The sequence below is a fragment of the Actinotalea solisilvae genome (assembly GCF_016464425.1).
Taxonomy (GTDB): Bacteria; Actinomycetota; Actinomycetes; order Actinomycetales; family Cellulomonadaceae; genus Actinotalea; species Actinotalea solisilvae.
In genome coordinates, this window is sequence record NZ_JADDKQ010000008.1 from 46,038 (window position 1) to 72,523 (window position 26,486).

Sequence of the window (26,486 nt, forward strand, 5' to 3'; positions counted from 1 at the left end):
CCCGCCCCAGCACGCGAAGGACGACCATGACCGCCCTGACGCTCCGCCCCGCCGCCGACTGCCGCTACGACGCCGTCTCGCTCGGCGAGGTGATGCTCCGCCTCGACCCGGGCGAGGGCCGCATCCGTACCGCGCGCTCGTTCCGGGCCTGGGAGGGCGGCGGCGAGTACAACGTCGCGCGCGGCCTGCGCCGGGCGTTCGGCCTGCGCGGCGCCGTCGTCACCGCGCTCGCGGACAACGAGGTGGGCCGCCTCGTCGAGGACCTCATGCTCACCGGCGGGCTCGACACGTCCTTCGTGCAGTGGGTCCCGTACGACGGCATCGGTCGCGGCGTGCGCAACGGCCTGAACTTCACCGAGCGCGGCTTCGGGGTGCGCGGCGCCGTCGGCGTCTCGGACCGCGGCCTCACCGCCGCGTCCCAGATGAAGCCCGGCGACGTCGACTGGGACCACCTGTTCGGCGAGCTCGGGGCGCGCTGGCTCCACACGGGCGGGATCTTCGCGGCGCTGAGCGAGACGACGGCGGAGGTCGTCGTCGAGGCGGTCACGGCCGCGAAGCGGCACGGCACCGTCGTCTCGTACGACCTCAACTACCGGCCGTCGCTGTGGCGGTCGATCGGTGGTCAGGAGAAGGCGCGCGAGGTCAACCGTCGCATCGCCGAGCACGTCGACGTCATGATCGGCAACGAGGAGGACTTCACGGCGTCCCTCGGCTTCGAGGTCGAGGGCGTCGACGAGCACCTCTCGACGATCCCGGTCGACGCGTTCGCCGCGATGATCGAGAAGGCCGCCGCGGCCTACCCGAACTTCCAGGTCATCGGCACGACGCTGCGCACGGTGCACTCGGCGAGCATCAACGACTGGGGGGCGCTCGCGTGGTCGCGCGAGACCGGCGTCGTGCAGGCCACGCACCGCGAGCGCCTCGAGATCCTCGACCGCGTGGGCGGCGGCGACTCGTTCGCCTCGGGCCTCGTCTACGGGCTGCTCGAGGGCGAGCCGCTGCAGACGGCGGTCGAGTACGGCGCCGCGCACGGCGCGCTCGCGATGACGACGCCCGGGGACACGACCATGGTCACCAAGGCGGAGGTGCTCAAGCTCGCGGGCGGCGGGAGCGCGCGGGTCGACCGGTGACGGCCGCGCTCGCGGGCCGGACCCCCTGGTCACGGTCGGGCGCGCGCATCGGCCTCGCGTCCCGACGTCAGGCGAGCCCCGTGCTGCCGGTGACGGTGGCGCCCCGGAGGGTGCGCGGGTCGAGCACCGCGCCCGCGAAGCTCGAGTCGCTGACGACGGCGTCGACGAACCGGGCGCCGGTGAGGGTCGCCGTGTCGAACCGGGTGCGCGTGACGGTCGCCCCGCGCAGGTCCGTGCCGCTGAGGCTCGCGCCGCTGAGGTCGAGGTCGACGAGCGTGGCCCCGCGCAGGTCGGCGCCGTCGAGCTTCGCACCGGCCCACGACCCCGTGAGCGTCGCGCCGCTGAGGTCGCAGCGCGCGAGGTTGGCGCCGCGCATGTCGACGGCACCCACCCGCGCGGCCTGGCACTCCGCGGCGGTCGGTTCGGCGGGTGTGCTCGACGGGGGTGCGGCGGAGGGGGCCGGCACGGGCGCGACGGGGGCTGCGGGCCCGGCGGGCGTCGGCGTCGTCGGGCCGGGAGCCGGTGCCGCGGGCGGAGCGGCGCTCGGCGCGGCGTCGGTGTCCGGCGTCGTCGTGCCGCCGTCAGGGGACGCCGGTGCGACGGGGCGCTCGGGGCGCCCGGCGTGCTCGCCGTCGGGAGCCGTGGACGGGGTGGACGCGTCGTCGCCGTCGGTCGCGCCCGGGCCGTCGGTCGCGCCAGCGCCGCCGGACGCGGGCCCGTCGGTGCCGTCCCGGCCGGACCGGCTGGGCGACCCGGACCCGGTCCCCGCCGCCTGCTGCGCCACGACGACGGCCGTGGGCTCCTGCGCCACCGCCTCGGGACCGGCGAGCGCGAGGGCGGGCCAGGCCACGAGCGCCGTCGTCACGACGGCAGCCGTCGCCGCGGCGCTCAGCCCGGGCACGCCCGCGACCGCTTCGGGCCAGGGGACGACGCGCAGGCCCGGGAGCGCCGACAGCAGGGACGCGGGGCCGGCCACGAGGCGCAGGCGCCCCAGGCCGACGGCGAGCATGGCGCGGACGACGTCGGGGTCGAACTGCGTCCCGGCGCAGCGCGTGAGCTCGGCGCGCGCGGCCGCGGCGGACAGCGGCTTCTTGTACGCGCGCGCCGACGTGATGACGTCGTACGCGTCCGCGACGGCGACGACCCGCGCGGCGAGGCTGATGTCCGTGCCGGCGAGACCGGCCGGGTAGCCGGCGCCGTCCCAGCGCTCGTGGTGCTCGCCCACAGCGCCGGCCCAGTCGCCGAGCCAGCCGGCGAGCGGCAGGACCAGCCCGACGCCGTGCCGCGGGTGCTCGGCGAGGCGGGCCCACTCCTCGTCGGTCGGGCGGCCGCTCTTGGTCAGGAGCGCGCCGGGCACCTCGAGCTTGCCGACGTCGTGCAGCAGCGCGGCCCAGCTGAGCCGCGCGACGTCCTCGCGCGAGAGCCCGAGCTCGCGCCCGATGAGGGCGCTGTACGCCTGGACCCGGGCGCTGTGGCTGAAGGTCGTCCGGTCGTGCGCGTTGAGCGCGGAGACGAGCGCGAGGAGACGCCCGGCCTCGTCGTCGGGCGGCGGGACGCTGCGCCCGGCGCGCCGGCGGCGGCTCTCGACGAGCGCGGCGGGCGTGTACAGCCGGCGCGCGACGGCCAGGCGCGAGGGGGCACGGTCGTGCATGACGAGGCTGAGCCGGAGCATCGTGCTCAGCGGCAGGAGCCGGCGCAGGACGCGGGCGAGCCCGAGCAGCAGCAGGACCGCGCAGGCGACCTCGACGAGGAGCCAGAGCCAGGGGTGCACGCCGAGGCGCTCGGGCCCGAACCACCGGGCCGCGGCGGCGCCGAACGCGACCGCGAGCGCGACCGGCAGCAGCGCGACGGTGCCCCGCACGAGCAGGGCGAGGACGGGCCGCGCCTTCCAGCGGCCGAGGGAGGCGTCGTCGTAGTTCTGGGTGGGACCGGACGCCATGTCGTCACCATCGGCGTCGGAGGGCTCGCGCATGAGCCCTGGACGCCGCACGGCGCCGAGGTTCAGTCGTACGGGTGCGCCCGGGTGAACGCCGTCAGCTGGGGGAGGGGACGGCCTCGGGGAGGTCGCCGTGGGGGCCGAGCTCGTCGCGCCACGAGTGGGCCGGCTCGTAGCCCAGGAGGTCGCGCGCGGCGTCGATCGCGAGCAGGGTCTCGAACTCGCCGAGCGCCTTGGTGAGCCGGACGTCGGGGAACACCTCGGCGGCGAGCTCGGCCGACGGGCGGTCCATGATCGTGTCCGCCGCCGCGACGATGACGTTCTGCGACCCGGTCGTCTCGGCCTCGAGCGCGAGCCGGCACGCCTGGGCGACGTCGCGCACGTCGACGTAGCCCCACGCGTTCCACCGGCGCAGCTGCGCGTCGCCCCAGTACCCGGGCACGGCGACGTAGTCCTCGGGCCGGTGGATGTTGGAGATCCGCAGCCCGACGAACGGGATGCCCGACCAGGCCGAGACGTGCGCGGCCGTCTCCTCCCCGAGCACCTTGGACAGCGCGTACGTCGTCGTCGGGTAGGGGAAGTGGGCCTCGTCGACGGGCAGGTACCGCGGCGGCGTGTCGAACGGCAGGCCGAGCGTCGTCTCGCTCGACGCCCACACGACCTTGCGCAGCCCCAGCCGCGCGGCGGCGAGGAACACGTTGCCGTTCATCGCGGAGTTCCGGTGCAGCGTCTCGGGCCCGGTCGCGCGCCCCGGCGCGGGGATGTTCCCCAGGTGCACGACGGCGTCCGACCCGGCCATGACCTCGAGCGTCTGCCCGTAGTCGGTGAGGTCCGCGACGAGGAGGTCCGCGCCCAGCCCGGCGTCCGCGCCGGGAGGCCCCGCGACGTCGGTCGCCACCACCTCGTACCCGTGCGCGAGGAGGTCGCCGACGACCACCCGCCCAGCCTTGCCGAACGCACCCGTCACCGTGACCCGCATGACGCCATCCTGCCCCGCCCCGGACCCCGGTGCCGCCGCACTCCCGTCCCGGATGTGCGGCGCACGGTGCCGGTGGGACCGACGGGGCCCAGGGGACGGCGGCCGCGCCACGTGGGTCACTCCTGCACCGTGCGCCGCACGTGCCGACCGGGCCGGCGCCGCCGGGGACGACGAAGGGGCCCGTCCCGCAGGACGAGCCCCTCCGCGCCTGCCGCTGCCGCCGGTGCCCGCCGGCGGCAGCGGTCAGGGTGCGACCGACGTCACTCGGTGTCGGCGTCGACCCAGTCGAAGGTCTTCGTGACGGCCTTCTTCCAGTTGCGGTACGTCTTGTCCCGCGCCTCGGGGTCCATCGAGGGCTCCCAGCGCTTGTCCTCGGCCCAGTTGTCGATGACGTCCTGCTCGCCCTGCCAGAAGCCGACGGCGATGCCGGCCGCGTAGGCCGCGCCGAGCGCCGTCGTCTCGGCGACCTTCGGCCGCACGACGGGGACGCCGAGGATGTCCGCCTGGAACTGCATGAGCAGCTCGTTGGCGATCATGCCGCCGTCGACCTTGAGCTCCGTGAGGTCCACGCCCGAGTCGGCGTTCATGGCGTCCAGGACCTCGCGGGTCTGGAACGCCGTCGCCTCGAGCGCGGCCCGGGCGATGTGCCCCTTGTTGACGTACCGGGTGAGGCCCGCGAGCACGCCGCGCGCGTCGCCCCGCCAGTACGGCGCGAAGAGGCCCGAGAACGCCGGCACGAAGTAGGCGCCGCCGTTGTCCTCGACCGTCGAGGCGAGCTGCTCGATCTCGGGGGCGTCCTTGATGAGCCCGAGGTTGTCGCGCAGCCACTGCACGAGCGAGCCGGTCACGGCGATCGAGCCCTCGAGCGCGTAGACCTGCGGCTGGTCGCCGATCTTGTAGCAGACCGTCGTGAGGAGGCCGTTCTTGGACTGGATCGGCTCCGTGCCCGTGTTGAGGAGCATGAAGTTGCCCGTGCCGTACGTGTTCTTGGCCGTGCCGACCTCGAAGCACGCCTGGCCGAACGTCGCGGCCTGCTGGTCGCCGAGGATGCCCGCGATGGGCACGCCCGGGACCATGCCGCCCTCGCGCCCGTTGCCGTAGACCTCGGACGACGAGCGGATCTCGGGCAGCATCGACACCGGGATCTGCATGTCGCCGGCGATCTCCTCGTTCCACGTGAGCGAGTCGATGTTCATGAGCATCGTCCGGGACGCGTTGGTGACGTCCGTGACGTGCACGCCGCCGTTGACGCCGCCCGTCATGTTCCACACGACCCACGAGTCGGTGTTGCCGAACGCGAGGTCGCCGCGCTCCGCCTTCTCGCGCGCGCCCTCGACGTTGTCGAGGATCCAGCGGATCTTCGGCCCCGAGAAGTAGGTGGCGAGCGGGAGGCCCACGCGCTCCTTGTAGCGCTCGGCGCCGCCGCCCATCGCCGCGAGGTCGTCGCAGATCTTCTGGGTCCGCGTGTCCTGCCAGACGATCGCGTTGTAGACGGGCTTGCCCGTCGTGCGGTCCCAGACGACGGCGGTCTCGCGCTGGTTGGTGATGCCGACCGCCGCGATGTCGCGGTGGGTGAGGTTGGCCCGCGTCAGCGCGAGGCCGACGACCTCACGGACGTTGGTCCAGATCTCCTCGGGGTCGTGCTCGACCCAGCCGGGCTTGGGGAAGATCTGCTCGTGCTCCTTCTGGCCCGTCGAGACGATCGAGCCGGAGTGGTCGAAGACGATCGCCCGGGAGCTCGTCGTGCCCTGGTCGATGGCGAGGATGTAGTCAGCCATGTCAGTCCTTCACGTCGTCGTGCAGGTGGATGGGGGGTGGGGGTGCGCGTCAGGCGAGACCGGCGGCGAGGAGGCCGGCGAGCACGCCGCCGACGATCGGACCGAGCACCGGGACCCACGCGTAGCCCCAGTCGCTCGAGCCCTTGCCCTTGATGGGCAGGAGGGCGTGCGCGATGCGCGGGCCGAGGTCACGGGCCGGGTTGATGGCGTAGCCCGTCGGGCCGCCGAGGCTCAGGCCGATGCCGACGACGAGCATGGCGACGGCGAGCGGGCCGAGCTCGCTGGGGGTGTTGCCGAACATGAGGATGATGAAGACGAGCACGAAGGTGCCCAGGACCTCGGTGAGGAAGTTCCAGCTGTAGCTGCGGATGGCCGGGCCCGTGGAGAAGACGGCGAGCTTGGTCGCGGGGTCCGCGTCCTCGTCGAAGTGCTTCTTGTAGGCGACGAAGGCGAGCACGGCGCCCAGGAACGCGCCGACCATCTCACCGGCCAGGTAGACGAGCGTCGACATCGCGTCGACGGGCACCCCGGGGGCGTACTCCTCCGCACCGTTGGCCAGGAGACCGAACGTGACGGCGGGGTTGAGGTGTGCGCCCGACCGGTACGCCGCGTAGACGCCGGCGAAGACCGCGAGGCCCCACCCGAACGTGATGACGATCCAGCCACCGTTGAAGCCCTTGGTCCCGGGCAGGATCACGTTGGCGACCACGCCTGCACCCAGGAGGAGCAGGATGGCGGTTCCGATCACCTCCGAGATGAAGACCTGGGTCATGGTGACGTCCATGTTTCCTCGATTCACTCGCGGGGACTTCGTTGTCACGTGCGCTCCGGGCGGGGTGCCCGGAGAGTGGGAAGGTCCGGCATGCCGCCGGACGCGTGCTCAGGTGCCGGCGGGACCGGCGGCCGCGGGGGAGCCCTCGGGCGACCCGGGCTTGAGGCCGCCGCCGGGGTTGTCCGGACCCAGGTCGACGAGCGGCGTGATGTCCGGGACGCGCAGGCGCGCGGCCTCGGCCGAGGCGTCGTCGGGCTCGTGGGACGCGGCCTCCTCGGCCTCGCACCGCGCGCGGTAGGCGGCGACCTCGGCCGCCCGCCGCTCGGCGGACCAGCCGAGGCGCTCGCCGACCAGCTCGGCGATCTCCTCGACGGCGGCGAGGCCGCGGTCGCGCTGCTCGTAGACGAGGCGCGTGCGGTGGACCATGACGTCCTCGAGGTGGAGCACGCCCTCGTGGCTGGCCGCGTACGCGACCTCCGCCCGCAGGTAGGCCGGCGCGCCCTCGAGCGGGCGGCCGAGCGACGGGTCGGCCTCGACCATGTCGATGAGGTCGGTGAGCAGCGAGCCGTAGCGGTGGAGCAGGTGGTCGACCATGAACCGCGTCCACCCGTGCGTCCGGGCGATCCGCTTGGCCTGCCGCTGGAGCACGGCGTGGCCCTCGGCCCCCGCGAGCGGGATGCGGTCCGTGATCGACGGGAGCGCCTTGGCGCGCTCGCCGATCGCGAAGTCGACGGCGTCCTTGGCCATGACGCGGTAGGTCGTGAGCTTGCCGCCCGCGATCACGGTGAGGCCGGGGGTCGGCGAGGCGACGGTGTGCTCGCGCGACACCTTCGCCGACGACGTGCCCTCCTTGGTGCCCGGCTGGAGCAGGGGCCTCAGGCCCGCCCACGTGCCGATGATGTCGTCGCGCGTGATCGGGTCGGCGAGCACCGCGTTGGCGTGCTCGATGACGTAGTCGATGTCGGCCGCCGTCGCCACGGGGTGGACGAGCTCCTGCTCCCACGGGGTGTCCGTGGTCCCGATGACCCAGTAGCGGGACCACGGGATGACGAACAGGACGCTCTTCTCGGTCTGCAGGATCAGCCCGACGTCGCCGCGGATGCGCTCGCGCGGCACGACGATGTGGATGCCCTTGGAGGCGAGGACCCGCAGGCCGCCCTCGTCGCCCGCGAGCGCCTCGGTCTCCTCGGTCCACACGCCCGTGGCGTTGATGACCTGGTCGGCGTGGACGGTGATGCGGCGGCCGGTCTCGAGGTCCTGCACGACGGCGCCGTTGACCACGCCCGTCGCGCGGCGCGTGAGGTCGACGACCTGCGTGCGGCTCGCGGCGTGGGCGCCGTACGTGACCGCGGTCCGGACGATCGTCGTGACCAGGCGCGCGTCGTCGACGCTCGCGTCCCAGTAGCGGACCGCGCCGACGGCGGCGTCGTGCCGCAGGTCGGGGAAGAGCCGCTCCATGCCCGTCCGGGTCACGTGGCGGTGCCACGGCATCGCGCGGTTGCCGGGTGCGACGCTCGCGAGCACGTCGTAGAGGGCGACGCCGGCGCCGACGTACGCGCGCTCCCAGACGCGGTTGGTCAGTGGGTAGAGGAACGAGACGGGGCGCACGAGGTGCGGGGCGATCTTCTTGAGCAGCAGGTCGCGCTCGGTGAGGGCCTCGTGCACCAGGTGGAAGTCGAGCATCTGGAGGTAGCGCAGGCCGCCGTGGACGAGCTTGCTCGACCGGCTCGAGGTGCCGCTCGACCAGTCCTGCGCCTCGACGATGCCGACCCGCAGGCCGCGCGTCACGGCGTCGAGCGCGATGCCCGCCCCCGTGACACCTCCGCCGATGACCAGGACGTCCAGCTCCTCGCCGGCTCCCGACCGCTCGAGCGCGTCGAGCGCGTCCTCGCGTGACTGTGGCGTCAGTGCCGCTGTCCTCACGGTGCCTCCTCCTGCCCCGGACCGATCCGGGGACGGATGTCGCACGTGCAGGCGCCCCGGGGGACGGAGATCGTCCCGGTGGCAGGGTGTCGGTCGCGCGACAGCCCTATGCTGGCGATGCCCGAACGAACGCGCAACCCAGGTGCACGAACGTGCAGCGCGCCGACGGGGGGCCCACGGCGACGGCGCCGCGCGGCCTTCGCAGCGAGCCCCGACGACGGCCCGAGGAGGTGCCCGGTGATCGACGACGACGGCGCTGACGTGCGGGAGGACGTGCTCCGGGCGGCCTCGATGTACTACCTCCAGGACCTCAAGATGGAGGTCATCGCGCGGCACCTCGGGACGTCGCGCTCGACGGTCTCGCGGCTGATCAAGCGTGCGCGCGAGACCGGGCTGGTCGAGATCACGCTGCGGCCCGGCCGCACGCGCGCCCCGGGCCTGCGCCAGACCATCGCGCGCCGCTACGGCATCGAGGCCTACGTGACGCCCGTGGCGGACTCCGCCACGGAGATCGAGCGGCTCGACCAGGTCGCGATCACGACGGCCAAGCTCATCGGCACGTGGTTCGACTCCGACATGGTGCTCGGCATCGCGTGGGGCACGACGCTCGCCGCCGTCGGGCGCCGGCTCACGCCCAAGGCGACGCGCGGGAGCGCCGTCGTGCAGCTCAACGGCGCCGCGAACACGCGCACGTCCGGCATCGAGTACGCGAGCGACCTCATCACGGGCTTCGGCGCGGCCTTCGACGCGACCGTCCACCACTTCCCCGTGCCCGCGTTCTTCGACTACCCGGAGACGAAGGCCGCGATGTGGCGCGAGCGCTCGGTGCGTCGCGTGCTCGACGTGCAGCGGCGCGCCGACATCGCGCTCTTCGGCGTCGGCGCCGTGGGCGGTGGGCTGCCGAGCCACGTGTACTCGGCGGGCTACCTGGACCAGGAGGACGTCGCGCTGCTGCACGACGAGGGCGTCGTCGGGGACGTGTGCACCGTGTTCCTGCGCGCCGACGGCAGCTACGAGGACGTCGCGCTCAACGCGCGGGCGACGGGCCCGACGCCCGTCGAGCTCCAGCGCATCCCGCGTCGGGTCTGCGCGGTCGCGGGGGACAACAAGGTGGTCCCGCTGCGCGCCGCGCTCGCGGCGGGCGTCGTCACGGACCTGGTGGTCGACGAGCTCACGGCCGAGGCCCTCATGGCCGACGAGGCCTGAGCGTCCCCCGGGTGCGCCGGCGGGACGGGTCTTCCGGTGGGCGCGCGACCGTCCTAGCCTGCGAGGCGCCGGTGCACGCCGTGCGCCGGGCGGCGGCGAGAGCCGTCGTCGTCCGGGCGTCGCCCGCACGCCCCGCCCCACCGGAGGTCGCCGTGCGCCGTCCCCGTCCTGCCGCCGTCGTCGCCCCGCTGCTCGCCGCCGCCCTGGTCGGCGGCCTCGCGTCCGGCGCTGCGGCCGCCCCGAAGCCCCGCCCGAGCGACCCCGCCACCTGGGAGTACGGCGGTGTGTACGCCTGCTCCAAGGAGAGCGTGCCCCCGCGCACCTACACCTGGACCAAGGCGTCGGCGCTGGCGTTCGTCGTCATCCGGCACGGCGGCGACTACTTCGTCAGCGATCTCGGCGACGCCAACGAGGGCGACCGCACCTACACGTTCACGACGAGCATCCGCTTCGTCATCTCGTGCGAGTTCACCGACGCGTGAGCAGGTGAGCACGCGCGAGCGGCTCGTCGCGTGGCGGGGCGTCGACCCCGACCGCGTCGACGCCGCGCGCGTCGTGCTGCACGACGACCGGCTGAGCGCGTGGGGGACGAGCTGCGCCGGCGACCACACGACGGCGTACCGCCTCGTCACCGGCGCGGGCTGGGTCACGCGCGAGCTGGACGTGACGTGCCGCGACGCCGCGGGCGAGCGCCGGCTCGAGCTGCGCCGGGCCGACGACGGCCGCTGGTCGGCCCGGCGGTGGTCCCGGGGTCAGGAGACGCCCGTGACGCTGCCCGACCTCGACGGTGCGCTCGACTGCGACCTGGCGCTGTGCCCGCTGACGAACACGATGCCGCTGCTGCGCCTCCGCGCCGCCGGGACCGAGGCCACGGGCGCACTGGTCATGGCGTGGGTCGCGGTGCCGGGCCTCGAGGTGCTCGCGTCCGAGCAGCGGTACGGGCCGTCGACCCCCACGCCCGACGGCGGCGCCGCGGTGCGGTTCGCGACGGACGGCTTCGCGGCGACGATCGTCGTCGACGCCGACGGGCTGGTCGTCGACTACCCCGGCATCGGCCGCCGCCTCACGGGCTGAGGGTCTGCCTCAGCCCGGGGCGCGCTCGTCGTCGTGGGTGTGCCGGTGCTCCGTGTCGGGGTAGTGCGCGTGCGTGTGGGTGAGCACCGCGTGCCGATGGCGGTGCCGGTGGCCGCGCGCGGGCACCGGCTCGTCGTGCTCGTGGTCGTGCTCGTGGTGCGCGTCGTGGACGTGCCAGTGGTCGTGCTCGGTCGCGGGGTGCGTGTGCTCGTGCGCGTGCTCCTCGGACAGGTGCAGCCAGGTGCCGAGCGCCATGAGCGCGGCGGCGACGGCGAGCGGCCAGGTGAGCGGCTCGCCGAGCGCGAGCGCGAGGACCGCGCCGAAGAACGGCGCGACCGAGAAGTACGCGCCCGCCCGGGCCGTCCCGACGTGCCGCAGGCCCACGATGAACAGGACGAGGCTGACGCCGTAGGCGACGAAGCCGACGGCGGCCGCCGCAGCCACCGTCCCCGGCCCGGGCAGGCGGGAGCCCAGCGCGAGCGCGAGCGGGAGGTTGACCGACCCCGCGACCGCACCCTTGACCATCGCGAGCCAGCCCGCGTCGGTCAGCGCGACCTTGCGCGTGAGGTTGTTGTCGAGGCCCCAGCACGCGCACGCGCCGAGCACGGCGAGCGAGGGCCACACGCTCCCCGCCTCGACCGACTGCCCACCGACGCTGAGGACGACGGCGCCCGCGACGATCGCGACCATGCCGAGCGCGACGCGGCGGTCGACGTTCTCGCGGAACACGAACCACGCGAGCAGCGCGGTGAACACGCCCTCGGCGTTGAGCAGCAACGACGCGCCCGACGCCGGCATGCCCGCGAGCCCGACCATGAGGAGGACGGGCGCGACGGCGCCGCCCGCCGCCACGGCCCCGACGAGCGGTGGCAGGTCCGACCGCGCGGGCCGCACCCGAGGCGCCCGCCGCACCCGCCGGACGAGCGCCAGGCCGGTCCCGCTGCCGAGGTAGAGCAGCCCGGCGAGCAGCCACGGCGACGTCTCGCCGAGCAGCAGCTTGGCCAGCGGCGTGCCCGCGCCGAACAGCACGGCCGACGCGAGTGCCGCCTGAACGCCGCGGTTGCGCAGTCCGGTGGTGGTCACGGCCCATCCTCTCGCGTGCCCTAGCGTGACCCCGTGACGTCCGCCGACCCCTCGACCCGCGCCGCCGCGCCCGAGCAGCCGTACGAGATCCGGCCGGCCCTGCCGCGCGACGTCCGCGAGATCCGCGACCTCGTCGAGCCGTACGCGCAGCAGCGGATCCTGCTCGCGAAGGAGCTCGTCGGCTACTACGAGTCGGTCCAGGAGTTCGAGGTCGCGCAGGACGCGACGGGCGCGCTCATCGGCTGCGGCGCCGTGCACGTCATGTGGGCCGACCTCGCCGAGGTGCGCACGCTCGCGGTGCACCCCGCGTGGCGCGGTCGCGGCGTCGGCCACGCGCTGCTCGGCTCGCTCGTCGAGCGCGCGCGCCGGCTGGGGCTGAAGCGGCTCTTCTGCCTCACGTTCGAGGTCGACTTCTTCGCCGCGCACGGCTTCCGCGCGATCGCGGGCACGCCCGTGGACACGGAGGTCTACGCCGAGCTGCTGCGCTCGCACGACGACGGCGTCGCGGAGTTCCTCGACCTCGCGCGCGTGAAGCCGAACACGCTGGGCAACACACGGATGCTGCTCGACCTCTGAGCGGCCCCTGACCCGGGTGTCACACCGGGGCGTCGTCGCACTCCTCACGGGTATGGACGCCTCGACCCAGACCCCCAGCGACATCCCCACCGCGCTCGCCGCCCTCTCCGCCGCGGGCGTCACCGCCGCGCCGCCCCTCGAGGCGGCCGTCACCGACGCCCAGTGGCTCGTCTACGCCAGCTCGGGCGTCACCAGGACCGGGACGCTCGGCGCCTTGGGCGCGGCGATCCCGCAGCAGACCTTCGGGCTCGACCGGGAGTGGTTCAACGTCGTCCCGCTCGGCGGCGGCCGCGTCGCGTTCCAGCGCGGCGATCTGCTCACCGTCGGGGAGGTCCTGCCCGACGGCTCGTGCGTCGACGTCCGCGACAACCACCAGGTTCCGATCAACCACAGCCTGGTCGCCGTCGGCGCAGACATGGTCATCTCGTACCTCGTGCAGACCGGGCCGCACGGGTACGTCGGCCGCGCCATCATCGGCCGCATCCGACCCGACGGCGCGTACGTGCAGCTCAGCGAGTCGCACCTGTGGGACTTCTGGACGCACATCGTCCCCGTGCAGGACGGGCTCGTGCTCTTCTACAACGCGGAGACGAGGCTGGCGGCCACGGGGCGCGTCACCCCCGACGGCGGCTTCGCGGACCTGCAGAACCACCCTGGCTTCGACCCGTGGACCCACGTCCTGCCCGCCGCCGACGGCACCCTGTTCTTCTTCCACAAGCCGAGCGGCGCTGCCGCGACCGGCCGCGTCGAGGCCGACGGCGGGTTCACCAACCTGCGCAGCGGCACGCCGTTCCTCGGGGGCTGGGGCTTCACGCCGACGCGCGACGGGCGCATGCTCATCGCCCCGCCGCAGGGCGGGCAGCTCGTCGCGCGGTTCCCGGTGGACGGGTGGCTCGCCGACGCGCGCCCGGTCGCGGGGCGCGTGCCGCCGGGCGCGGTGTTCGTGCGCTAGGGGCCGAGATCCTCGGAGATCCACGGGACGAGGTTCGGGTTCCGCGGGGCGAAGACGACGCGGTACGGCCGCGGTGAGGCGCCGGCGTCCGGCGGCAGGTCGATGCGGGTGCGGCCGAGGAGCGCGGCGCGGCGCGTGCGGACCGTCTTCCACGAGCCGTCCGCCGCGCGCCGCTGCAGGGCCACGGTGCCGGGGATGGCGGTGACCAGCACGGTGCTCGACGCGGTCCCGCGCCGCAGGGCAGTCCGGCGCGCGCGCTCCCGCACGCGGCGGCTCACGGCGCCGATCGGCGCCGCGACGCCCATGGACGCGCCCATGCCACCCGAGCTCATCGGCACGGACACAGCGACGGTCGGTCGGTCGATCGGCTCGGTCATCGGGGCCCCCTCGCCCGTGCGGTCACTCGTGCGTCGGCGTCACGCCGGGGTCTACTTCCGGACCTTCTCGAACCCGCTGCGCGGGACGACCCGAGCGTGCCCTCACCGTCCGGTCGGCCGACGGACCCAGGCTAGACGGCGCGGGCCGCCAGCGGCTGCGCCGACGGGGTGACGCCGTCGCGCCGCGTGCCACGTCGCCCTACCCTTCGCGGCGTGGACCTCGATCGACGCCTGGCCGAAGCGCGTGAGCACGACACGGCGACGTGGGCCGTGCTCCTCGAGCACGGGATGCAGGACGGGGCGCCGTTGACGATCGACAGCTTCTTCCACGCGGACGACGAGGCGCGTGCCCGGTCGCTCGCTGCGGTCCTGACCGACGCCGGTGCGCCCGCGACCGTCGAGGCGTCCCAGGAGCGGGCCGGTCTCTTCCGCAAGAAGACGGTCTGGTCGGTGCAGTGGACCGCGTCGTTGTGGGCCGCATCGCTCGAGGACGTCATCGAGCACTCGGCGACGATGCTGCGGCTCGCGGACGCCGAGGGTGTCGAGTACGACGGCTGGGGCGCCCAGGTGCCGTCGAGCGAGTGAGCGGCGGCCAGGGCTCACTCGAGGAGGTGTGCGCCCGGAACCGCCCCGAGGCTCAGCCTGCAGATGGCCCCAGGTGCCGTGCCAGCACCGTCCGCTCCGCCTCGTTGCCGCACAGCGCGATGGCGCGCTCGGTCTCGGCGCGCGCCTCGTCGAGGCGGCCGAGCCGGCGCAGCAGCTCGCCGCGCACGCTCGGCAGCAGGTGAGACGTCGCCAGGGCGCCGTCGGCGGCGAGCGCGTCGACGAGCGGGAGCGCGGCGGCCGGGCCGCGCGCCATGGAGACGGCGACGGCGCGGTTGAGCTCGACCACGGGCGACGGCGCGAGGCGGCCGAGGGCCTCGTAGAGCAGGACGACGCGCTCCCAGTCGGTCGCGCCGACGGATGGCGCGACCGCGTGGCACTCGGCGATCGCCGCCTGCAGGCCGTAGGCGCCGAGACCGCGGCCCACGCGACCCGCCCGCTCGAGGGCGGCGCGGCCGCGCCGGATCGCCGAGCGGTCCCAGCGGCGGCGGTCCTGGTCCTCGAGCAGCACCGGCGTGCCGTCGGGCGCCTCGCGCGCGGGGAAGCGCGCGGCCGTGAGCTCGAGCAAGGCGAGCAGACCGTGGACCTCGGGCTCGTCGGGGACGAGCCGCGCCAGCACGCGCGCGAGCCGCACGGCCTCGTGCGCGAGGTCGGGCCGCAGCCACGCGTCGCCCGACGTCGCCGTCGAGCCCTCGGTGAAGATCACGTAGATCACGCTCAGCACCGCGCCGAGGCGCTCGCGGCGCTCCTCGGGCGGTGGGACGGCGAACGGCACCTGCGCCGCCGCGAGCGTCTTCTTGGCGCGCGTGATGCGCGCCTGCGCGGTCGCCGTCGGGACGAGGAACGCGCGGGCGATCTCGTCGCTCGTGAGGCCGCCGAGCACGCGGAGCGTGAGCGCGACCTGCGCCTCGCGGGACAGCGTCGGGTGGCACGCCGTGAACATGAGCGCCAGGACGTCGTCGTCGATGCGGTCGGGGTCCCACAGCACGTCGCCGTCGTCGTCCTCCCCGACCGGTGCGGCGCCCGACGTCGCCTGCCCCTCGCCGAGCCCGGCCGCGAGCGCCGCGTAGCGCTCGTCCCGGCCGGCGCGACGGCGGAACGCGTCGATCGCGCGCCGTCGTCCGACCGTGAGCAGCCACCCCGCGGGCCGGTCCGGGACGCCGTCCCGGGGCCAGGCGACGAGCGCCTCGGCGAGCGCCTCCTGCGCGAGGTCCTCCGCGAGCGCGAGGTCGCCGGTGTACCGGGCGAGCGCGCCGACGATCCGCGCGGACTCGATGCGCCACACCGCCTCGACGGCGTGCCGCGCGTCCGAGCCGCCGGCGCGCCGTCCCTCGGGCGCGGCGCGCCGCCCCGCCGGTGCGGCGGGGCGGTCGGCCGCGGCGTCGGCGCTCAGAGCTGGCCGGTCCGGACCCGCCACTCGCGCTCCTTGCGGATCCACTCGTTGTCCTGCGGGAACTCGTCGATGCTGGCGACGCGGCGGATCTCGGCCTTCATGCCGGGACCCCCGAGCGGCGCGCGCTTGGCCCACTCGACGGCCTCCTCGATCGACGCGACGTCGAGGATCCAGAACCCGCCGAACAGCTCCTTCGTCTCGCCGTACGGGCCGTCGGTCACGACCGGCGGCTGCGACGAGTAGTCGACGACGACGCCCTTCGCCGCGTCGTCGAGGCCCTCGGCCGCGACGAGCACGCCGGCCCGGATCATCTCGTCGTTGTAGCGGCCCATCGCGTCCATGACCTGCTCGAAGTCGACGTCGGCGAACGCGGCCTCGGCCTCGTCGGTCGAGCGCATGATCAGCATGTACTTCACGGTGGTCTCCTCAGCCTGGGCAGGTCCCTCTCGGACCCTCTCACCCCCAGGTCGAACGGCGGTACCCGCGGATCGACACGAGCCGCGGGCGGATCCAGCCGGGTGCCCTCACTCCTCGGAAGACCCAGCCGCGCGTCGTGCCGTGGTTCCGGTGGCGGCCCCTGCTGCCTGATCGAGGGGCGGCTCCCAGCGGCGGGCGTAGCGCGCCATGGGCTGGAGGGAGCGGAGGAGCTCCACGCCGCGTTCGGAGAGTCGGTAGGAGATGGTCACGGGGGTGGTGGGCTCGACAGCACGGACGACGAGTCCGGCCGCTTCGAGCTCGCGGAGACGCACGCTGAGCATGCGACCGGAGAGCCCCTGGACGCGGCGCTCGATCTCGGTGAAGCGCTCGGCGCCCGTGCCGAGGGCGAGGAGGATGCCGCTGGACCATCGCCTGCCGACGATCTCCATGACGCCGGCGATCCTGCGGCACTCCTCGTCATCGATGCGCAGGGGCGTGCGGGAGGCTCCTGCCTCGGCGTGGCTCACGTACGCAAAGTAAGCAGGTTACCGGTGGTTTGTCGAGGACGAGCCGTGCCCGGATGCTCGAGGCATGCCCGACTACCGTCACCCCCTGCGCTTCGGCAGCTTCGTCACTCCGATCGCGGCCGCCCCGCAGCGCCCGGTCGACCTCGCCCTGTTCAGCGAGGAGCTGGGCCTGGATCTCGTCACGTTCCAGGACCACCCGTACCAGCCGGTGTTCCAGGACACCTGGACCCTGATGTCCTGGGTTGCGGCGAGGACCTCACGCATCCACGTCTCGGGGAACGTGCTGAACCTCCCGCTGCGGCAGCCCGCCGTGCTCGCACGGGCGGTGGCGAGCCTGGACCAGCTCAGCGGCGGGAGGGCCGAGCTGGGGATCGGCACGGGCGGGTACTTCGACGCGATGGCGACGATGGGTGCGCCGCTCCTGACCCCTGCCGAGGCGGTCAGCGGCCTGGACGAGGCGCTGGACATCATCCGGGGCATCTGGGACACCACTGACCCGTCGCCGTTGCACGTGGAGGGCAGGTATCACCGGGTGACGGGAGCGGCTCGGGGGCCGGCTCCGGCGCACGAGGTCCCCATCTGGGTGGGTGCGTACAAGCCGCGGATGCAGCGCATCCTGGGACGCAAGGGGGACGGCTGGTTGCCGAGCCTGCCGTGGCTGAAGCCCGGCGACATCGAGCGCGGCAACCACATCATCGACGACGCTGCCCGGGAGGCCGGCCGCGACCCGCGGGCCGTCACCCGGCTGATGAACGTGACGCCGCAGTACGACGCGGAGGACCTGGCCGAGCTCGCGGTCGTCCACGGGATCAGCGTGTTCATCATGGGCTCGGACGACCCGCGCGAGATCCGCACGTTCGCCACTCGGACGGCCCCGCACATCCGCGACCGGGTCGAGAAGGCGCGTCGAGCGTCGAGTTCCACGGTCGCACGACCGGCGGCGCGGGTCTTCGCCCGCGACCCGATCCCCGAGGCGCTCGCGTCCCGGGCACTGCTGCCCGGAGACCGCGGCTACGACCGGTACACGTCGGGCTACTTCCGTGGCGCCCGGCCAGGTCTGATCCTTCGTCCGGAGTCCCCGGCGGAGGTGCAGGACGCAGTGCGGTTCGCCGCCCGCCACCAGGACCTGCCCCTGGGCCTGTTCAGCGGAGGCCACGGCCTCTCGGGACGGTCGTTGAACGACGGGGGGATCGTCATCGCCCTCGACGCCCTGAACGGGATCGAGGTGAGCGACGGGAACCGGGTCCGGGTAGGCCCGGGCGCCCGCTGGGGCGAGGTCGCGAAGGCGCTCTCCCCGCACGGTCTCGCGATCACCGCGGGCGACCACGGCGGCGTCGGCGTCGGCGGGTTGGCCACCACGGCAGGGATCGGATGGTTCGCCCGCGAGCGGGGCCTCACGATCGACCACCTCCGCTCGGTGGACATCGTCACCGCGGACGGTGAGCTCGTCCGCGCGAGCGCGACGGAGAGCCCTGACCTGTTCTGGGCCGTGCGAGGCGCGGGCGCGAACTTCGGCGCCGTGGTCTCGTTCGAGTTCCGGGCGCACCCGGTCGCCGAGCAGGTCGGGTTCGCGATGCTCGTCCTCGTGCCCGACGACATGACCGCGTTCCTCGAAGGATGGGGTACGGCGATCGAGGCCGCCGATCCGACCGTGACCGGGACGATCATGATCGGCCCCTCCAGGCCTGGCGCACGGCCAGCGGTGCAGGCGCTGATCGTCGTCGACGAGCACGACCCCGACGCGGTCGTGGAGCGGCTGCAGCCGTTCGCACGGCTCGCGCCGCTGGCGAACCAGTCCGTCCAGATGGTCCCCTACGCGGCGCTTCTCGAGCTCCCCGTCGGCGGCGAGCAGCAGCACGGGCGCGGCGAGCCGCACGCGCACTCGGGCCTGGTCCGTCACATCGACCACGAGGTCGCGGTGAGGCTCACGGAGCTTGTGTCGTCCCGGTCGTCGTTCATCCTGACCATCCGTTCCGCCGGAGGCGCGGTCGGGAACGTCTCGTCGGACGCCGCGGCGTACGGATGGCGGGACGCGAACTTCCTCATCGCGATGCTCGGCGGCGGTACGGGCGAGGTCGAGCAGCGATGGGCGGACCTCGTCCCGGTCCTGGAAGGCATGTACCTCAGCTTCGAGACCGACACCGGCCCCGAGGTCCTTGCCCGCGCGTTCCCGCCCGCGCACCTGAGGCGACTGCGCCGACTGAAGGCGGCGTGGGACCCGACCGGCCTGTTCCGCGACAACTTCCCCATCGCACCCGACCCGGCAGACGTCCAGCCCACCGACCCTGCATCTCGGACGAGGCCACCCTCGGACCACTCCGTTCGTGTCCCGTCCCGTGACGAGAACGGTTCCGATGGCTTCGCCTCGTCGCTCAGTCGAGGACGGCCTTGATGACGGCCACCGAGACGTCGAACCAGCGGCGGTCCTCGTCGTTCAGGCCGCCCGGGCGCTCGGCGGCGTCCTCGATCGCCCACAGGACGTTGCACATCATCCGGAAGACGACCCAGTCGCGCGTGCGGTCGTGGTCGAGGCCGCCGACGTCGGTCAGCACGTCCATCCGCCGGCGCAGCGCCCACCGCAGGTCGCCCGACGCGACCGCCTCGTCCCAGCGGTTCCACAGCATGGGCGCGACCTCGTAGTGGGGGTCGCCCGAGACCGGCTTGGGGTCGATGACGAGCCACGGCTCGCGCTCGGCCGCGAGCACGTTGAGGTGGTGCAGGTCGGTGTGGATCATCGTGCCGTCGGTGGCCGGGTCGGCCAGGAACGCCCGGCCGAGCGCGACCGCCTGCTCGACGAACCGGTGCGGCACGGGTGCGTTGCGCGGGAGGGCGGCGAGGCCCTCGGTCCAGCGGGCGACCCACGAGGAGAGCGGCGTCAGCTGCGGGAGCGCGGGGACGTGCAGGCGGCTGTAGAGCCGCCCGACCACCTCGCACGCCTCGTCGTCCGGGACCGTGAGCAGGTCTGCGGTGTGGGCGCGCTCGAGCAGCAGGGCGTACCGGTGGGGATCGGCGCGCAGCAGCTCGACCGCCCCGCCGCCGTGCCAGCGCTGGAGCGCCAGGTGCTCCGTCATCGCCTCCTCGTGCGGCCACGTCACCTTGAGGACCGCTGCGCGGTCCGTCGCGGTGCGGACCGGCACGGCGAGCGCGCACTCGCCGTGGCGCGCGTCGCCATCCGGCCGCAGGTCCCACTCCGCGAGCAGGTCCCGGACGAGGCGCGGCAGCGCGTCGAGCCAGTCCGCCCACGCGGGGCCGAGCGCGGCGCGCGCGGCGAACGCGGGCGGGATCGCGACCGGGCTCATGCCGGCAGCTCGACGGCGTCGGCGGTGGAGAGGGTCGCGCGCTCCTCAGCCGCCACGGGCCCGCCCGGCAGCCGGTACGCCGGGCCGCGGTCGTCGTCGACAGCGACCGCGAGGCCGTCCGCGAGCAACGAGGCGAGCACCCGCGCGCGCTGGTCGTCCTCGGGCCACAGGGGCGCGAGGTCGCCGTCGGTCAGCGGGTGGGCGGCGTCGCGCAGGGCCGCCATGACGCGGCCGCGCGCCTGGCGGTCGGTGCCGTGCCACGCCTGCCGGCGCCGTCGGCCCGCGAGCTCGTCGGGCGGCATCCCGGCCAGGCGCCAGCGGCAGCGGTCGGCCACGGGGCAGGCGTCGCAGCGCGGGGACCGCGCGGTGCAGACCAGCGCCCCGAGCTCCATGACCGCGGCGTTCCACCGCGCGGACGCCGCGTCGTCCTCGGGCACGACGTCGCCCGCGCGCCGCAGCTCGGCGCTCGACAGGTGCGGTGCCGGCAGGGCGCGTCCCTCGAGCGCGCGGGCGAGGACGCGCCGCACGTTCGTGTCGACGACGACGGCGCGCCGGCCGCGCGCGAAGGCGGTGACCGCGGCCGCGGTGTACGTGCCGATCCCGGGCAGGTCGACCAGCGCCGCCTCGCCGTCTGGCAGGTCGCCGTCGTGCCGCGCGACGACGACGCGCGCGCACTCCTGGAGGCGCAGCGCGCGCCGCGGGTAGCCCAGCCGGCCCCACGCGCGCAGCACGTCGTCGGGCCGTGCGGCGGCAAGGTCCGCGGCGGTCGGCCAGCGCTGCATCCAGGCCCGCCACACGGGCTCGACCCGCGCGACGGGCGTCTGCTGGAGCATGACCTCGCTCACGAGGACGCCCCACGCGGTGCGGTCCGCGTGCCGCCACGGCAGCTCCCGCGCGTGCGCGTCGAACCAGGCGACGACGGGCTCGACGAGGGCGTGCACCGGCTCATCATCCCCGACGCCTGCGACACGCGCGGGCGCGGGCGGCGCCCGCCGGCGGGACGCGGGCGACACGCGGCGGCGCGTGCGCGGCGCGGCTCCCGGGGCGCCGGGCCTCCCGGTCGTAGCGTGGTCGGATCGACCCGAGGAGGCGACGAGCGGATGAGCACCGTGCTGCACCCCGTCGGCCCCCGGCCCCCGCAGGTCTACTGGGTCCGGCGGCTGGTCGTCCTGGCGCTGCTGGTCGTCCTGGTCGGTGCGGTCGCGGTGCTGTGGGGGGTGCTCGGCCGTGGTGCCGCCCCGGCGGACGGCGCCGACGGCGGCTCGGGCGAGGGCGCGGCGACCGTCGCCGAGGACGGGACGGACGTCGACGGCACCGCTGACGGCACCGCCGACGGCACGGCGGAGGGCACGGCGGACGCGGCCGCCGTGGCGCCGCCGGTCGATGCCGGCCCGCCGGTCTGCGCGCCCGCCGACCTCACGCTCGTCCTGTCGTCGGACGCCCGCACGTACCCGGCCGGGACGACCCCCACGTTCACCGTGTCGCTCACCAACGCCGGTGCCGTCGCGTGCACCGTCGACGCGTCGGCCGCCCAGCGCGACGTCGTCGTGACGTCGGGCTCGGACCGCATCTGGTCCTCGCTCGACTGCCCGGCCGACGCGACGCCGAACCTGCTCCTGCTCGAGCCCGGCGCGCGCACGGACGCCGCCGTGCCGTGGGCGCGGACGCGCTCGGCCGCGGGCTGCCCGACGGACCTGCCGGAGCCGCGCCCCGGCACCTACAGCGCGGTCGTCACGACGCTCGGCGCGACGAGCGCCGCCGCGGTCTTCGACCTCGGCTGATCAGCCCTCCGCGGCCTGGGCCTTCGCCGCGGCCTCCTCGGCCGCGCGCTCCGCGAGCCGGCCCGGCGTGCTGAGCAGGAGGCAGAACTCGTTGCCCTCCGGATCCCCGAGCACGTGCCACGTCGCGTCGCGCTGCCCGACGTCGACCGGGGTCGCCCCGAGGGCCAGCAGGCGCTCGAGCTCGGCCTCCTGGCTCGACCCGTCGGCGGGGCGGATGTCGAGGTGGAGCCGGTTCTTGACCGACTTCTCCTCCGGGACCTTCTCGAACAGCAGGCCGCCCATGAGGTCCTCGGCGTGCGGGGCGACCCAGACGTCGCCCTCGTCGTCGACCGTCACCTCCCAGCCCAGCACCTCGGCCCACCAGCGGCCGAGCCGCTCCGGGTCCGCGCAGTCGACGACGAGCTGGCTGATGACGACTCCCATGGCGGCACGCTAGACCGGGCCGGCGCGGGTCGCACCCGGCGTCAGCGACCGGTCGTGGTGAGGTCGCCGAGCGCGTCGAGGACCGCGACCGCGTCGTCGCCGTCGCGCAGCGTCGCGTCGAGGAAGGCGAGGGTGGCGGCCGCCGTCGTGCGCGGGCCGTCGGGGCGGTCGATGCTCCCGAGCAGCATCGGCACCGGGGGAAGGAACAGCGCGGCGTCCGTCAGGCTGAGATGGCCGGCGCGCGGCACGACGAGGCGGTAGGTCGGTCCGGCGCTGGCCGCCAGGGCGCGGTCGAGCGCGTCGGCGTAGGCGCGGTCGCCGTCGGCGCTCCCCGTCCCGGCGCCCGCGACGAGGGCGAGCACCGGCTGGGTCGGCGCGGGCGCACCGCGCGGGAACCCGTCGACGTCGACGACGGCGTCGACGCGCTCGTCGGTCGTCGCCGCGAGGAGGGCTGACGCCCCGCCGAGCGAGTGTCCCGTGAGTGCGACCCGCGAGGTGTCCGGGAGCCCGTCGAGCCGGTCCGGGAGCGTGCCGGGGCGTCCGAGCTGGTCGAGCGCGAAGGTGAGGTCCGCGGCGCGCACGGCCGCCCACGCCTCGGCGTTGCGGTCGTCCTGGGCGTCGTCGCCGCTCGCGGCCACCCGGCTCGGCACGACGGTGCCGTCCGTCAGGACCACGGCGGCGGAGTCGTAGGGGTGGTCCAGCGCGACGACGACGTAGCCGTGGCTCGCGAGCTCCTCGGCCCACGCGGTCGCCTGGGTCCGCACGCCCGCGAGCCCGGGCGAGAACAGGACGACGGGGAAGGACGCGTCGAGCGGGGCCGCGTCGACGACGGCCCCGCCGCGCGCCCGGACGGCCTCGTCGAGCAGGAACGCGGGGACGCCGAACTGCGCGCCGATGCCGGCGGCGACGGCGCTCGCCTCCTGGAGGTCGCGGCCGAGGTACGGCATGCGCTCGGCCCCGTCGACGGACGCGGCGCCCGGCGCGGCCGGGTACCAGAGCTGGGCGACGACGGTGCGGCGGTCGCCCTCGTCGTCCGTCGCCGGCTCGGGCCGGTCGGGGTCCGTCCACTCGACGACGGTGGTGCCGACCTCGGCGGGGCCGGTCGGCTGCGGGAGGCGCAGGACCGGGAAGGCCCAGGCGGCGGCGGCACCCGCCGCGACGAGCCCGAGCGCTGCGACGACCCCGACCGCGCGCCACGCGGGGCGTCGGCGTCGCCCGTCGCCCCGCGGGGCAGCGCGCAGTCGTGCGGCCGCCACGGCGCCCGCGACCACCGCGGCGAGCACGAGCGGCAGGCGCTGCCACCGCGCGCCCTCGGCGACGACCACGACGACCGCGGCGGCGGCCACGAGCCCGGCGGCGAGCAGGACGGTCGCCCGGCGGCGGTCGGCCGGCGTCCAGGGCGCGGCCGCGAGGAGCGCGAGCGGGACGAGCGCGACGACGTCGAGCAGGGGCACGGCAGTCCTCCACGGCAGGCCGCGCGGCGCGCGGCGAGGGCGCCGGCGTCCGACCGGCGGCGCCGGCGTCGAGCCGGCCCGGTCAGCCTCGCGCGGCGTGGCGGCGGGGCGCGTCCACCGCGGGGACCGGCGTGCGCTGCCTGACGTCCGACCGGGGCACGACCCGGAGGCGGGGCCCGCCTCGGCGTCCCCGCGGCGTCACGCCCGACGGGTCAGACGTAGCGCTCGAGGATGCTCGACTCCGCGAGGCGGGACAGCCCCTCGCGCACGGCTCGGGCGCGCTGCTCGCCGACGCCGTCCACCGCCATGAGCTCGTCGATGCCCGCGGCGAGGAGCTTCTGCAGCCCGCCGAAGTGGCCGACGAGGCGGTCGACGATGGTGCCCGGCAGGCGGGGCACCTTCGACAGCAGGCGGTAGCCCCGCGGGCCGACGGCGCCGTCGAGCGAGTCGTCGACCGACGCGAGGCCGAGGATGCGGGCGATGTGGGCGAGGTCGAGCAGCTCGTTGGCGTCGAGGCGCGCGAGCGCCGCCTGGACCTCGGTGAGCGACCGCCCGGAGCGGCCCGCCTCGACGTAGTCGCGGATGACGAGCTGCCGGTCCGAGCCGATGCCGCCGACGAGCTCGTCGAGCTGGAGGGCCATGAGGCGGCCGTCCGTCCCCAGCTCGACGACGTAGCCCGCGATCTCCTCCGAGATGCGACGCACCATCTCGAGCCGCTGGACGACCGCGGTCACGTCGCGGACGGTGACGAGGTCCTCGATCTCGAGCGCCGACAGGGTGCCGCTGACCTCGTCGAGGCGGGACTTGTACCGCTCGAGCGTCGCGAGAGCCTGGTTGGCGCGCGACTGGATGACGTCCGAGCCCTCGAGCACGTAGCGGCTGCCGCCGACGTACAGGGCGATGATGCGCATGGACTGGCTCACCGACACCACGGGGAAGCCCGACTGCTTGGCCACGCGCTCGGCGGTGCGGTGCCGCGTGCCGGACTCGGTGGTCTCGATGCTCGGGTCCGGCAGCAGCTGGACGGCCGCGCGCAGGATCTTCGTCGCGTCGGCGTTCACGACGACGGCCCCGTCCATCTTCGCGAGCTCGCGCAGCCGGGTCGCGGAGAAGTCGACGTCGAGCGCGAAGCCGCCCGAGCACATCGACTCGACCACCTTGTCGTGGCCCAGGACGATGAGGGCGCCGGTGCGGCCGCGCAGGATCCGCTCGAGCCCGTCGCGCAGCTCGGTGCCCGGCGCGACGGCGGCGAGCGTGAGGCGCAGCAGCTCGTCCGCGGAGCGCTCGGTCGTGACCACGGGCGAATCCTACGTGACCTGGGGCGACGGCGGACGGACCCGGTCCGCGCGGGCGAGCACCAGCGCCCGGCCCAGGTCCGGCGCCTCGAGGACCTCGAGACCGTCGGGCACCTGACCACGGCCGACGCCGCCCGTCGGGACCACGGCGCGCGTGAAACCGAGCCGGCGCGCCTCCGCGAGCCGCTGGGTCAGCCCCACCACGGGCCGGATCTCGCCCGCGAGCCCGACCTCGCCGAGCGCGACGAGGCCGTCGACGAGCGGGGCGTCCTCCATGCCGCTGGCGACCGCGAGCGCGACCGCGAGGTCGGCCGCGGGCTCGACCACCCGCGCGCCGCCGATGGTCGACACGTACACGTCCTTGTCGGCGAGCGGGACCCCGCCGCGGCGCTGGAGGACCGCGAGGATCATCGCGAGCCGGCTGCCGTCGACGCCGCTCGTCGTGCGCCGGGGGTTGCTCAGCTGCGACGGCACGACGAGCGCCTGGAGCTCCGTGGCGAGCGGACGGCGGCCCTCGAGCGTGACCGTGACGCACGTCCCGGGGACGTGGTGGAGCGTGTGGGAGAGGAAGAGGCCCGAGGGGTCGGCGAGCCCGACGATGCCCGTCTCGGTGAGGTCGAAGCAGCCCACCTCGTCCGTCGGCCCGTAGCGGTTCTTCGTGGCACGCACGAGCCGCAGGCGCGAGTGCCGGTCGCCCTCGAACTGGCACACGACGTCGACCAGGTGCTCGAGCGTGCGCGGGCCCGCGACGCTCCCGTCCTTCGTCACGTGGCCGACGAGCACCGCCGGCAGGTCTCGCTCCTTGGCCGCGGCGATGAGCGCGGCCGCGACCTCACGCACCTGGCCGACGCCACCCGGGGCGCCCTCGACCTGGGCCGACGCGATGGTCTGCACCGAGTCGACGACGAGCATGGTCGGCGACGTCGCCTCGATGTGGCCGAGCACGGCGCCGAGGTCCGTCTCGGCCGCGAGCAGGAGGCCGGGCGCGAGCGCGCCGATGCGCTCGGCGCGCAGCCGGACCTGCCCCGCCGACTCCTCGCCCGTGACGTACAGCACGCGCTGGCCCTCGGCGCGGGCGAGCCGGGCGGCGACGTCGAGCAGCAGCGTCGACTTGCCCACGCCCGGCTCGCCCGCCATGAGGACGACGGCGCCCGGGACGAGGCCGCCGCCGAGCACGCGGTCCAGCTCGTCCACGCCCGTCGGACGCGCGCGCGCCGTCTCGACGTCGATGTCCCCGATGGGGCGCGCGGGCGTGCGCGACGTCGTGACGACCGTGCGCGGACCCGCCGCCGACGCCGCGTCCTCGACGACCGTGCCCCACGCCTGGCACTCGCCGCACCGCCCGGCCCACTTGGCTGCGGTCCACCCGCACTCGAGGCACGTGTAGCCCGGACGGGCGGCGCGTCCGGCGCGTGCGGCGGGACGGGTCGAGGCGCTCGGGGAGGGCATGGCGGGACGGTAGCCCGGCCCTCCGACACGACCCGGCCGACGCGCCAGGGACGCGTCCC

At 75.1% G+C, this 26,486-nt stretch carries 25 protein-coding genes; 9 read left to right on the forward strand and 16 right to left on the reverse strand.

Going from position 1 to position 26,486, the window contains the following annotated elements; genetic code table 11:
- Positions 1–26: 26 nt before the first annotated feature.
- Positions 27–1,130 (forward strand): sugar kinase, encoded by a 1,104-nt coding sequence (locus tag JIG38_RS08715; RefSeq protein ID WP_199423393.1) that lies wholly within the window; start codon positions 27–29, stop codon positions 1,128–1,130.
- Between the two features lie 67 nt (positions 1,131–1,197).
- On the opposite strand, the gene JIG38_RS08720 is transcribed toward JIG38_RS08715, so the two are convergent.
- The 5 genes from JIG38_RS08720 to JIG38_RS08740 all read right to left on the reverse strand — a co-directional run bounded on the left by JIG38_RS08720 (position 1,198) and on the right by JIG38_RS08740 (position 8,518).
- On the reverse strand, positions 1,198–3,069 hold the full coding sequence (locus JIG38_RS08720; protein WP_199423394.1) for an HD domain-containing phosphohydrolase: 1,872 nt from the start codon (positions 3,067–3,069) through the stop codon (positions 1,198–1,200).
- A 94-nt stretch (positions 3,070–3,163) separates the two neighbouring features.
- Positions 3,164–4,045 carry an NAD-dependent epimerase/dehydratase family protein gene (locus JIG38_RS08725; protein WP_199423395.1) on the reverse strand — a complete coding sequence of 294 codons (882 nt, stop codon included), beginning with the start codon at positions 4,043–4,045 and terminating at the stop codon, positions 3,164–3,166.
- Between the two features lie 260 nt (positions 4,046–4,305).
- Positions 4,306–5,823 (reverse strand): glycerol kinase GlpK, encoded by a 1,518-nt coding sequence (gene glpK / locus JIG38_RS08730; RefSeq protein WP_199423396.1) that lies wholly within the window; start codon positions 5,821–5,823, stop codon positions 4,306–4,308.
- Positions 5,824–5,872: 49 nt separating this feature from the next.
- The gene (locus JIG38_RS08735; protein ID WP_199423397.1) at positions 5,873–6,607 is read right to left on the reverse strand and encodes an MIP/aquaporin family protein; all 735 of its coding nucleotides are present in this window, start codon (positions 6,605–6,607) and stop codon (positions 5,873–5,875) included.
- Positions 6,608–6,703: 96 nt separating this feature from the next.
- Positions 6,704–8,518 carry a glycerol-3-phosphate dehydrogenase/oxidase gene (locus tag JIG38_RS08740; RefSeq protein WP_199423398.1) on the reverse strand — a complete coding sequence of 605 codons (1,815 nt, stop codon included), beginning with the start codon at positions 8,516–8,518 and terminating at the stop codon, positions 6,704–6,706.
- Between the two features lie 291 nt (positions 8,519–8,809).
- On the opposite strand from JIG38_RS08740, the gene JIG38_RS08745 reads away from it, so the two are divergent.
- The 3 genes from JIG38_RS08745 to JIG38_RS20695 all read left to right on the forward strand — a co-directional run bounded on the left by JIG38_RS08745 (position 8,810) and on the right by JIG38_RS20695 (position 10,798).
- A complete protein-coding gene (locus tag JIG38_RS08745; protein WP_199423430.1) occupies positions 8,810–9,724 on the forward strand; it encodes a sugar-binding transcriptional regulator in 915 nt (304 codons plus the stop codon).
- Positions 9,725–9,876: 152 nt separating this feature from the next.
- Complete coding sequence (locus tag JIG38_RS20990) at positions 9,877–10,206, forward strand: hypothetical protein (RefSeq protein WP_199423399.1); 330 nt, start codon at positions 9,877–9,879, stop codon at positions 10,204–10,206.
- A 4-nt stretch (positions 10,207–10,210) separates the two neighbouring features.
- Positions 10,211–10,798, forward strand: a complete 588-nt coding sequence (locus JIG38_RS20695) for a putative glycolipid-binding domain-containing protein (protein ID WP_199423400.1) — start codon at positions 10,211–10,213, stop codon at positions 10,796–10,798.
- A gap of 9 nt (positions 10,799–10,807) precedes the next feature.
- Here the strand turns inward: JIG38_RS20695 and JIG38_RS08760 are convergent, their stop codons facing one another.
- A complete protein-coding gene (locus tag JIG38_RS08760) occupies positions 10,808–11,881 on the reverse strand; it encodes a DMT family transporter (RefSeq protein ID WP_307844727.1) in 1,074 nt (357 codons plus the stop codon).
- 33 nt (positions 11,882–11,914) lie between these two features.
- Here JIG38_RS08760 and JIG38_RS08765 point away from each other — a divergent pair, with 33 nt between their 5' ends.
- Positions 11,915–12,457, forward strand: coding sequence for an amino-acid N-acetyltransferase (locus JIG38_RS08765; protein ID WP_307844728.1), 543 nt, complete (start codon positions 11,915–11,917; stop codon positions 12,455–12,457).
- Positions 12,458–12,509: 52 nt separating this feature from the next.
- A complete protein-coding gene (locus tag JIG38_RS08770; RefSeq protein WP_199423401.1) occupies positions 12,510–13,409 on the forward strand; it encodes a hypothetical protein in 900 nt (299 codons plus the stop codon).
- Here the strand turns inward: JIG38_RS08770 and JIG38_RS08775 are convergent.
- The gene (locus JIG38_RS08775; protein WP_199423402.1) at positions 13,406–13,786 is read right to left on the reverse strand and encodes a hypothetical protein; all 381 of its coding nucleotides are present in this window, start codon (positions 13,784–13,786) and stop codon (positions 13,406–13,408) included. The two genes, JIG38_RS08770 and JIG38_RS08775, sit on opposite strands and share 4 nt — an antisense overlap.
- Before the next feature lie 213 nt (positions 13,787–13,999).
- Between JIG38_RS08775 and JIG38_RS08780 the strand changes: the two genes are divergently transcribed.
- Positions 14,000–14,371: a ribonuclease E inhibitor RraB gene (locus tag JIG38_RS08780; RefSeq protein ID WP_199423403.1), complete on the forward strand. Its 372-nt coding sequence runs from the start codon at positions 14,000–14,002 to the stop codon at positions 14,369–14,371.
- 52 nt (positions 14,372–14,423) lie between these two features.
- Here the strand turns inward: JIG38_RS08780 and JIG38_RS08785 are convergent, their stop codons facing one another.
- The 3 genes from JIG38_RS08785 to JIG38_RS08795 form a co-directional block, all read right to left on the reverse strand.
- Entirely contained in the window at positions 14,424–15,674 is a 1,251-nt protein-coding gene (locus JIG38_RS08785) for an RNA polymerase sigma factor (protein WP_307844740.1), read from the reverse strand.
- Between the two features lie 104 nt (positions 15,675–15,778).
- Entirely contained in the window at positions 15,779–16,198 is a 420-nt protein-coding gene (locus JIG38_RS08790; RefSeq protein ID WP_307844730.1) for a YciI family protein, read from the reverse strand.
- Positions 16,199–16,306: 108 nt separating this feature from the next.
- A complete protein-coding gene (locus JIG38_RS08795) occupies positions 16,307–16,726 on the reverse strand; it encodes a winged helix-turn-helix transcriptional regulator (RefSeq protein WP_307844731.1) in 420 nt (139 codons plus the stop codon).
- Positions 16,727–16,790: 64 nt separating this feature from the next.
- Between JIG38_RS08795 and JIG38_RS08800 the strand changes: the two genes are divergently transcribed.
- Positions 16,791–19,118, forward strand: coding sequence for an LLM class flavin-dependent oxidoreductase (locus JIG38_RS08800; RefSeq protein WP_199423404.1), 2,328 nt, complete (start codon positions 16,791–16,793; stop codon positions 19,116–19,118).
- Here JIG38_RS08800 and JIG38_RS08805 read toward each other — a convergent pair.
- Positions 19,099–20,025, reverse strand: a complete 927-nt coding sequence (locus tag JIG38_RS08805) for an aminoglycoside phosphotransferase family protein (RefSeq protein WP_199423405.1) — start codon at positions 20,023–20,025, stop codon at positions 19,099–19,101. The two genes, JIG38_RS08800 and JIG38_RS08805, sit on opposite strands and share 20 nt — an antisense overlap.
- Complete coding sequence (locus JIG38_RS08810) at positions 20,022–20,966, reverse strand: iron-sulfur binding domain-containing protein (protein WP_199423406.1); 945 nt, start codon at positions 20,964–20,966, stop codon at positions 20,022–20,024. The genes JIG38_RS08805 and JIG38_RS08810 overlap by 4 nt, the downstream gene beginning before the upstream one ends.
- Positions 20,967–21,125: 159 nt before the next feature.
- On the opposite strand from JIG38_RS08810, the gene JIG38_RS08815 reads away from it, so the two are divergent.
- Complete coding sequence (locus JIG38_RS08815; RefSeq protein ID WP_199423407.1) at positions 21,126–21,806, forward strand: hypothetical protein; 681 nt, start codon at positions 21,126–21,128, stop codon at positions 21,804–21,806.
- Here the strand turns inward: JIG38_RS08815 and JIG38_RS08820 are convergent, their stop codons facing one another.
- The 4 genes from JIG38_RS08820 to radA all read right to left on the reverse strand — a co-directional run bounded on the left by JIG38_RS08820 (position 21,807) and on the right by radA (position 26,427).
- Positions 21,807–22,229, reverse strand: a complete 423-nt coding sequence (locus JIG38_RS08820) for a VOC family protein (protein WP_199423408.1) — start codon at positions 22,227–22,229, stop codon at positions 21,807–21,809.
- Between the two features lie 41 nt (positions 22,230–22,270).
- Complete coding sequence (locus JIG38_RS08825; protein ID WP_199423409.1) at positions 22,271–23,683, reverse strand: alpha/beta hydrolase family protein; 1,413 nt, start codon at positions 23,681–23,683, stop codon at positions 22,271–22,273.
- Between the two features lie 212 nt (positions 23,684–23,895).
- A complete protein-coding gene (gene disA / locus JIG38_RS08830; protein ID WP_199423410.1) occupies positions 23,896–24,981 on the reverse strand; it encodes a DNA integrity scanning diadenylate cyclase DisA in 1,086 nt (361 codons plus the stop codon).
- A gap of 9 nt (positions 24,982–24,990) precedes the next feature.
- Positions 24,991–26,427: a DNA repair protein RadA gene (gene radA, locus JIG38_RS08835; protein ID WP_199423411.1), complete on the reverse strand. Its 1,437-nt coding sequence runs from the start codon at positions 26,425–26,427 to the stop codon at positions 24,991–24,993.
- Positions 26,428–26,486 lie beyond the last annotated feature (59 nt).

What these genes read in the sequence shown, in the direction of transcription:
- JIG38_RS08800 (WP_199423404.1), top strand. Translation starts at nt 16,791, where the DNA reads ATGCCCGACTACCGTCACCCCCTGCGCTTCGGCAGCTTCGTCACTCCG.
- JIG38_RS08805 (WP_199423405.1), bottom strand. Translation starts at nt 20,025, where the DNA reads ATGAGCCCGGTCGCGATCCCGCCCGCGTTCGCCGCGCGCGCCGCGCTC.
- JIG38_RS08735 (WP_199423397.1), bottom strand. Translation starts at nt 6,607, where the DNA reads ATGGACGTCACCATGACCCAGGTCTTCATCTCGGAGGTGATCGGAACC.
- glpK (WP_199423396.1), bottom strand. Translation starts at nt 5,823, where the DNA reads ATGGCTGACTACATCCTCGCCATCGACCAGGGCACGACGAGCTCCCGG.
- JIG38_RS08715 (WP_199423393.1), top strand. Translation starts at nt 27, where the DNA reads ATGACCGCCCTGACGCTCCGCCCCGCCGCCGACTGCCGCTACGACGCC.
- JIG38_RS08745 (WP_199423430.1), top strand. Translation starts at nt 8,810, where the DNA reads ATGTACTACCTCCAGGACCTCAAGATGGAGGTCATCGCGCGGCACCTC.
- JIG38_RS08720 (WP_199423394.1), bottom strand. Translation starts at nt 3,069, where the DNA reads ATGGCGTCCGGTCCCACCCAGAACTACGACGACGCCTCCCTCGGCCGC.
- radA (WP_199423411.1), bottom strand. Translation starts at nt 26,427, where the DNA reads ATGCCCTCCCCGAGCGCCTCGACCCGTCCCGCCGCACGCGCCGGACGC.
- JIG38_RS08775 (WP_199423402.1), bottom strand. Translation starts at nt 13,786, where the DNA reads ATGACCGAGCCGATCGACCGACCGACCGTCGCTGTGTCCGTGCCGATG.
- JIG38_RS08725 (WP_199423395.1), bottom strand. Translation starts at nt 4,045, where the DNA reads ATGCGGGTCACGGTGACGGGTGCGTTCGGCAAGGCTGGGCGGGTGGTC.
- JIG38_RS08815 (WP_199423407.1), top strand. Translation starts at nt 21,126, where the DNA reads ATGAGCACCGTGCTGCACCCCGTCGGCCCCCGGCCCCCGCAGGTCTAC.
- JIG38_RS08820 (WP_199423408.1), bottom strand. Translation starts at nt 22,229, where the DNA reads ATGGGAGTCGTCATCAGCCAGCTCGTCGTCGACTGCGCGGACCCGGAG.
- JIG38_RS08770 (WP_199423401.1), top strand. Translation starts at nt 12,510, where the DNA reads ATGGACGCCTCGACCCAGACCCCCAGCGACATCCCCACCGCGCTCGCC.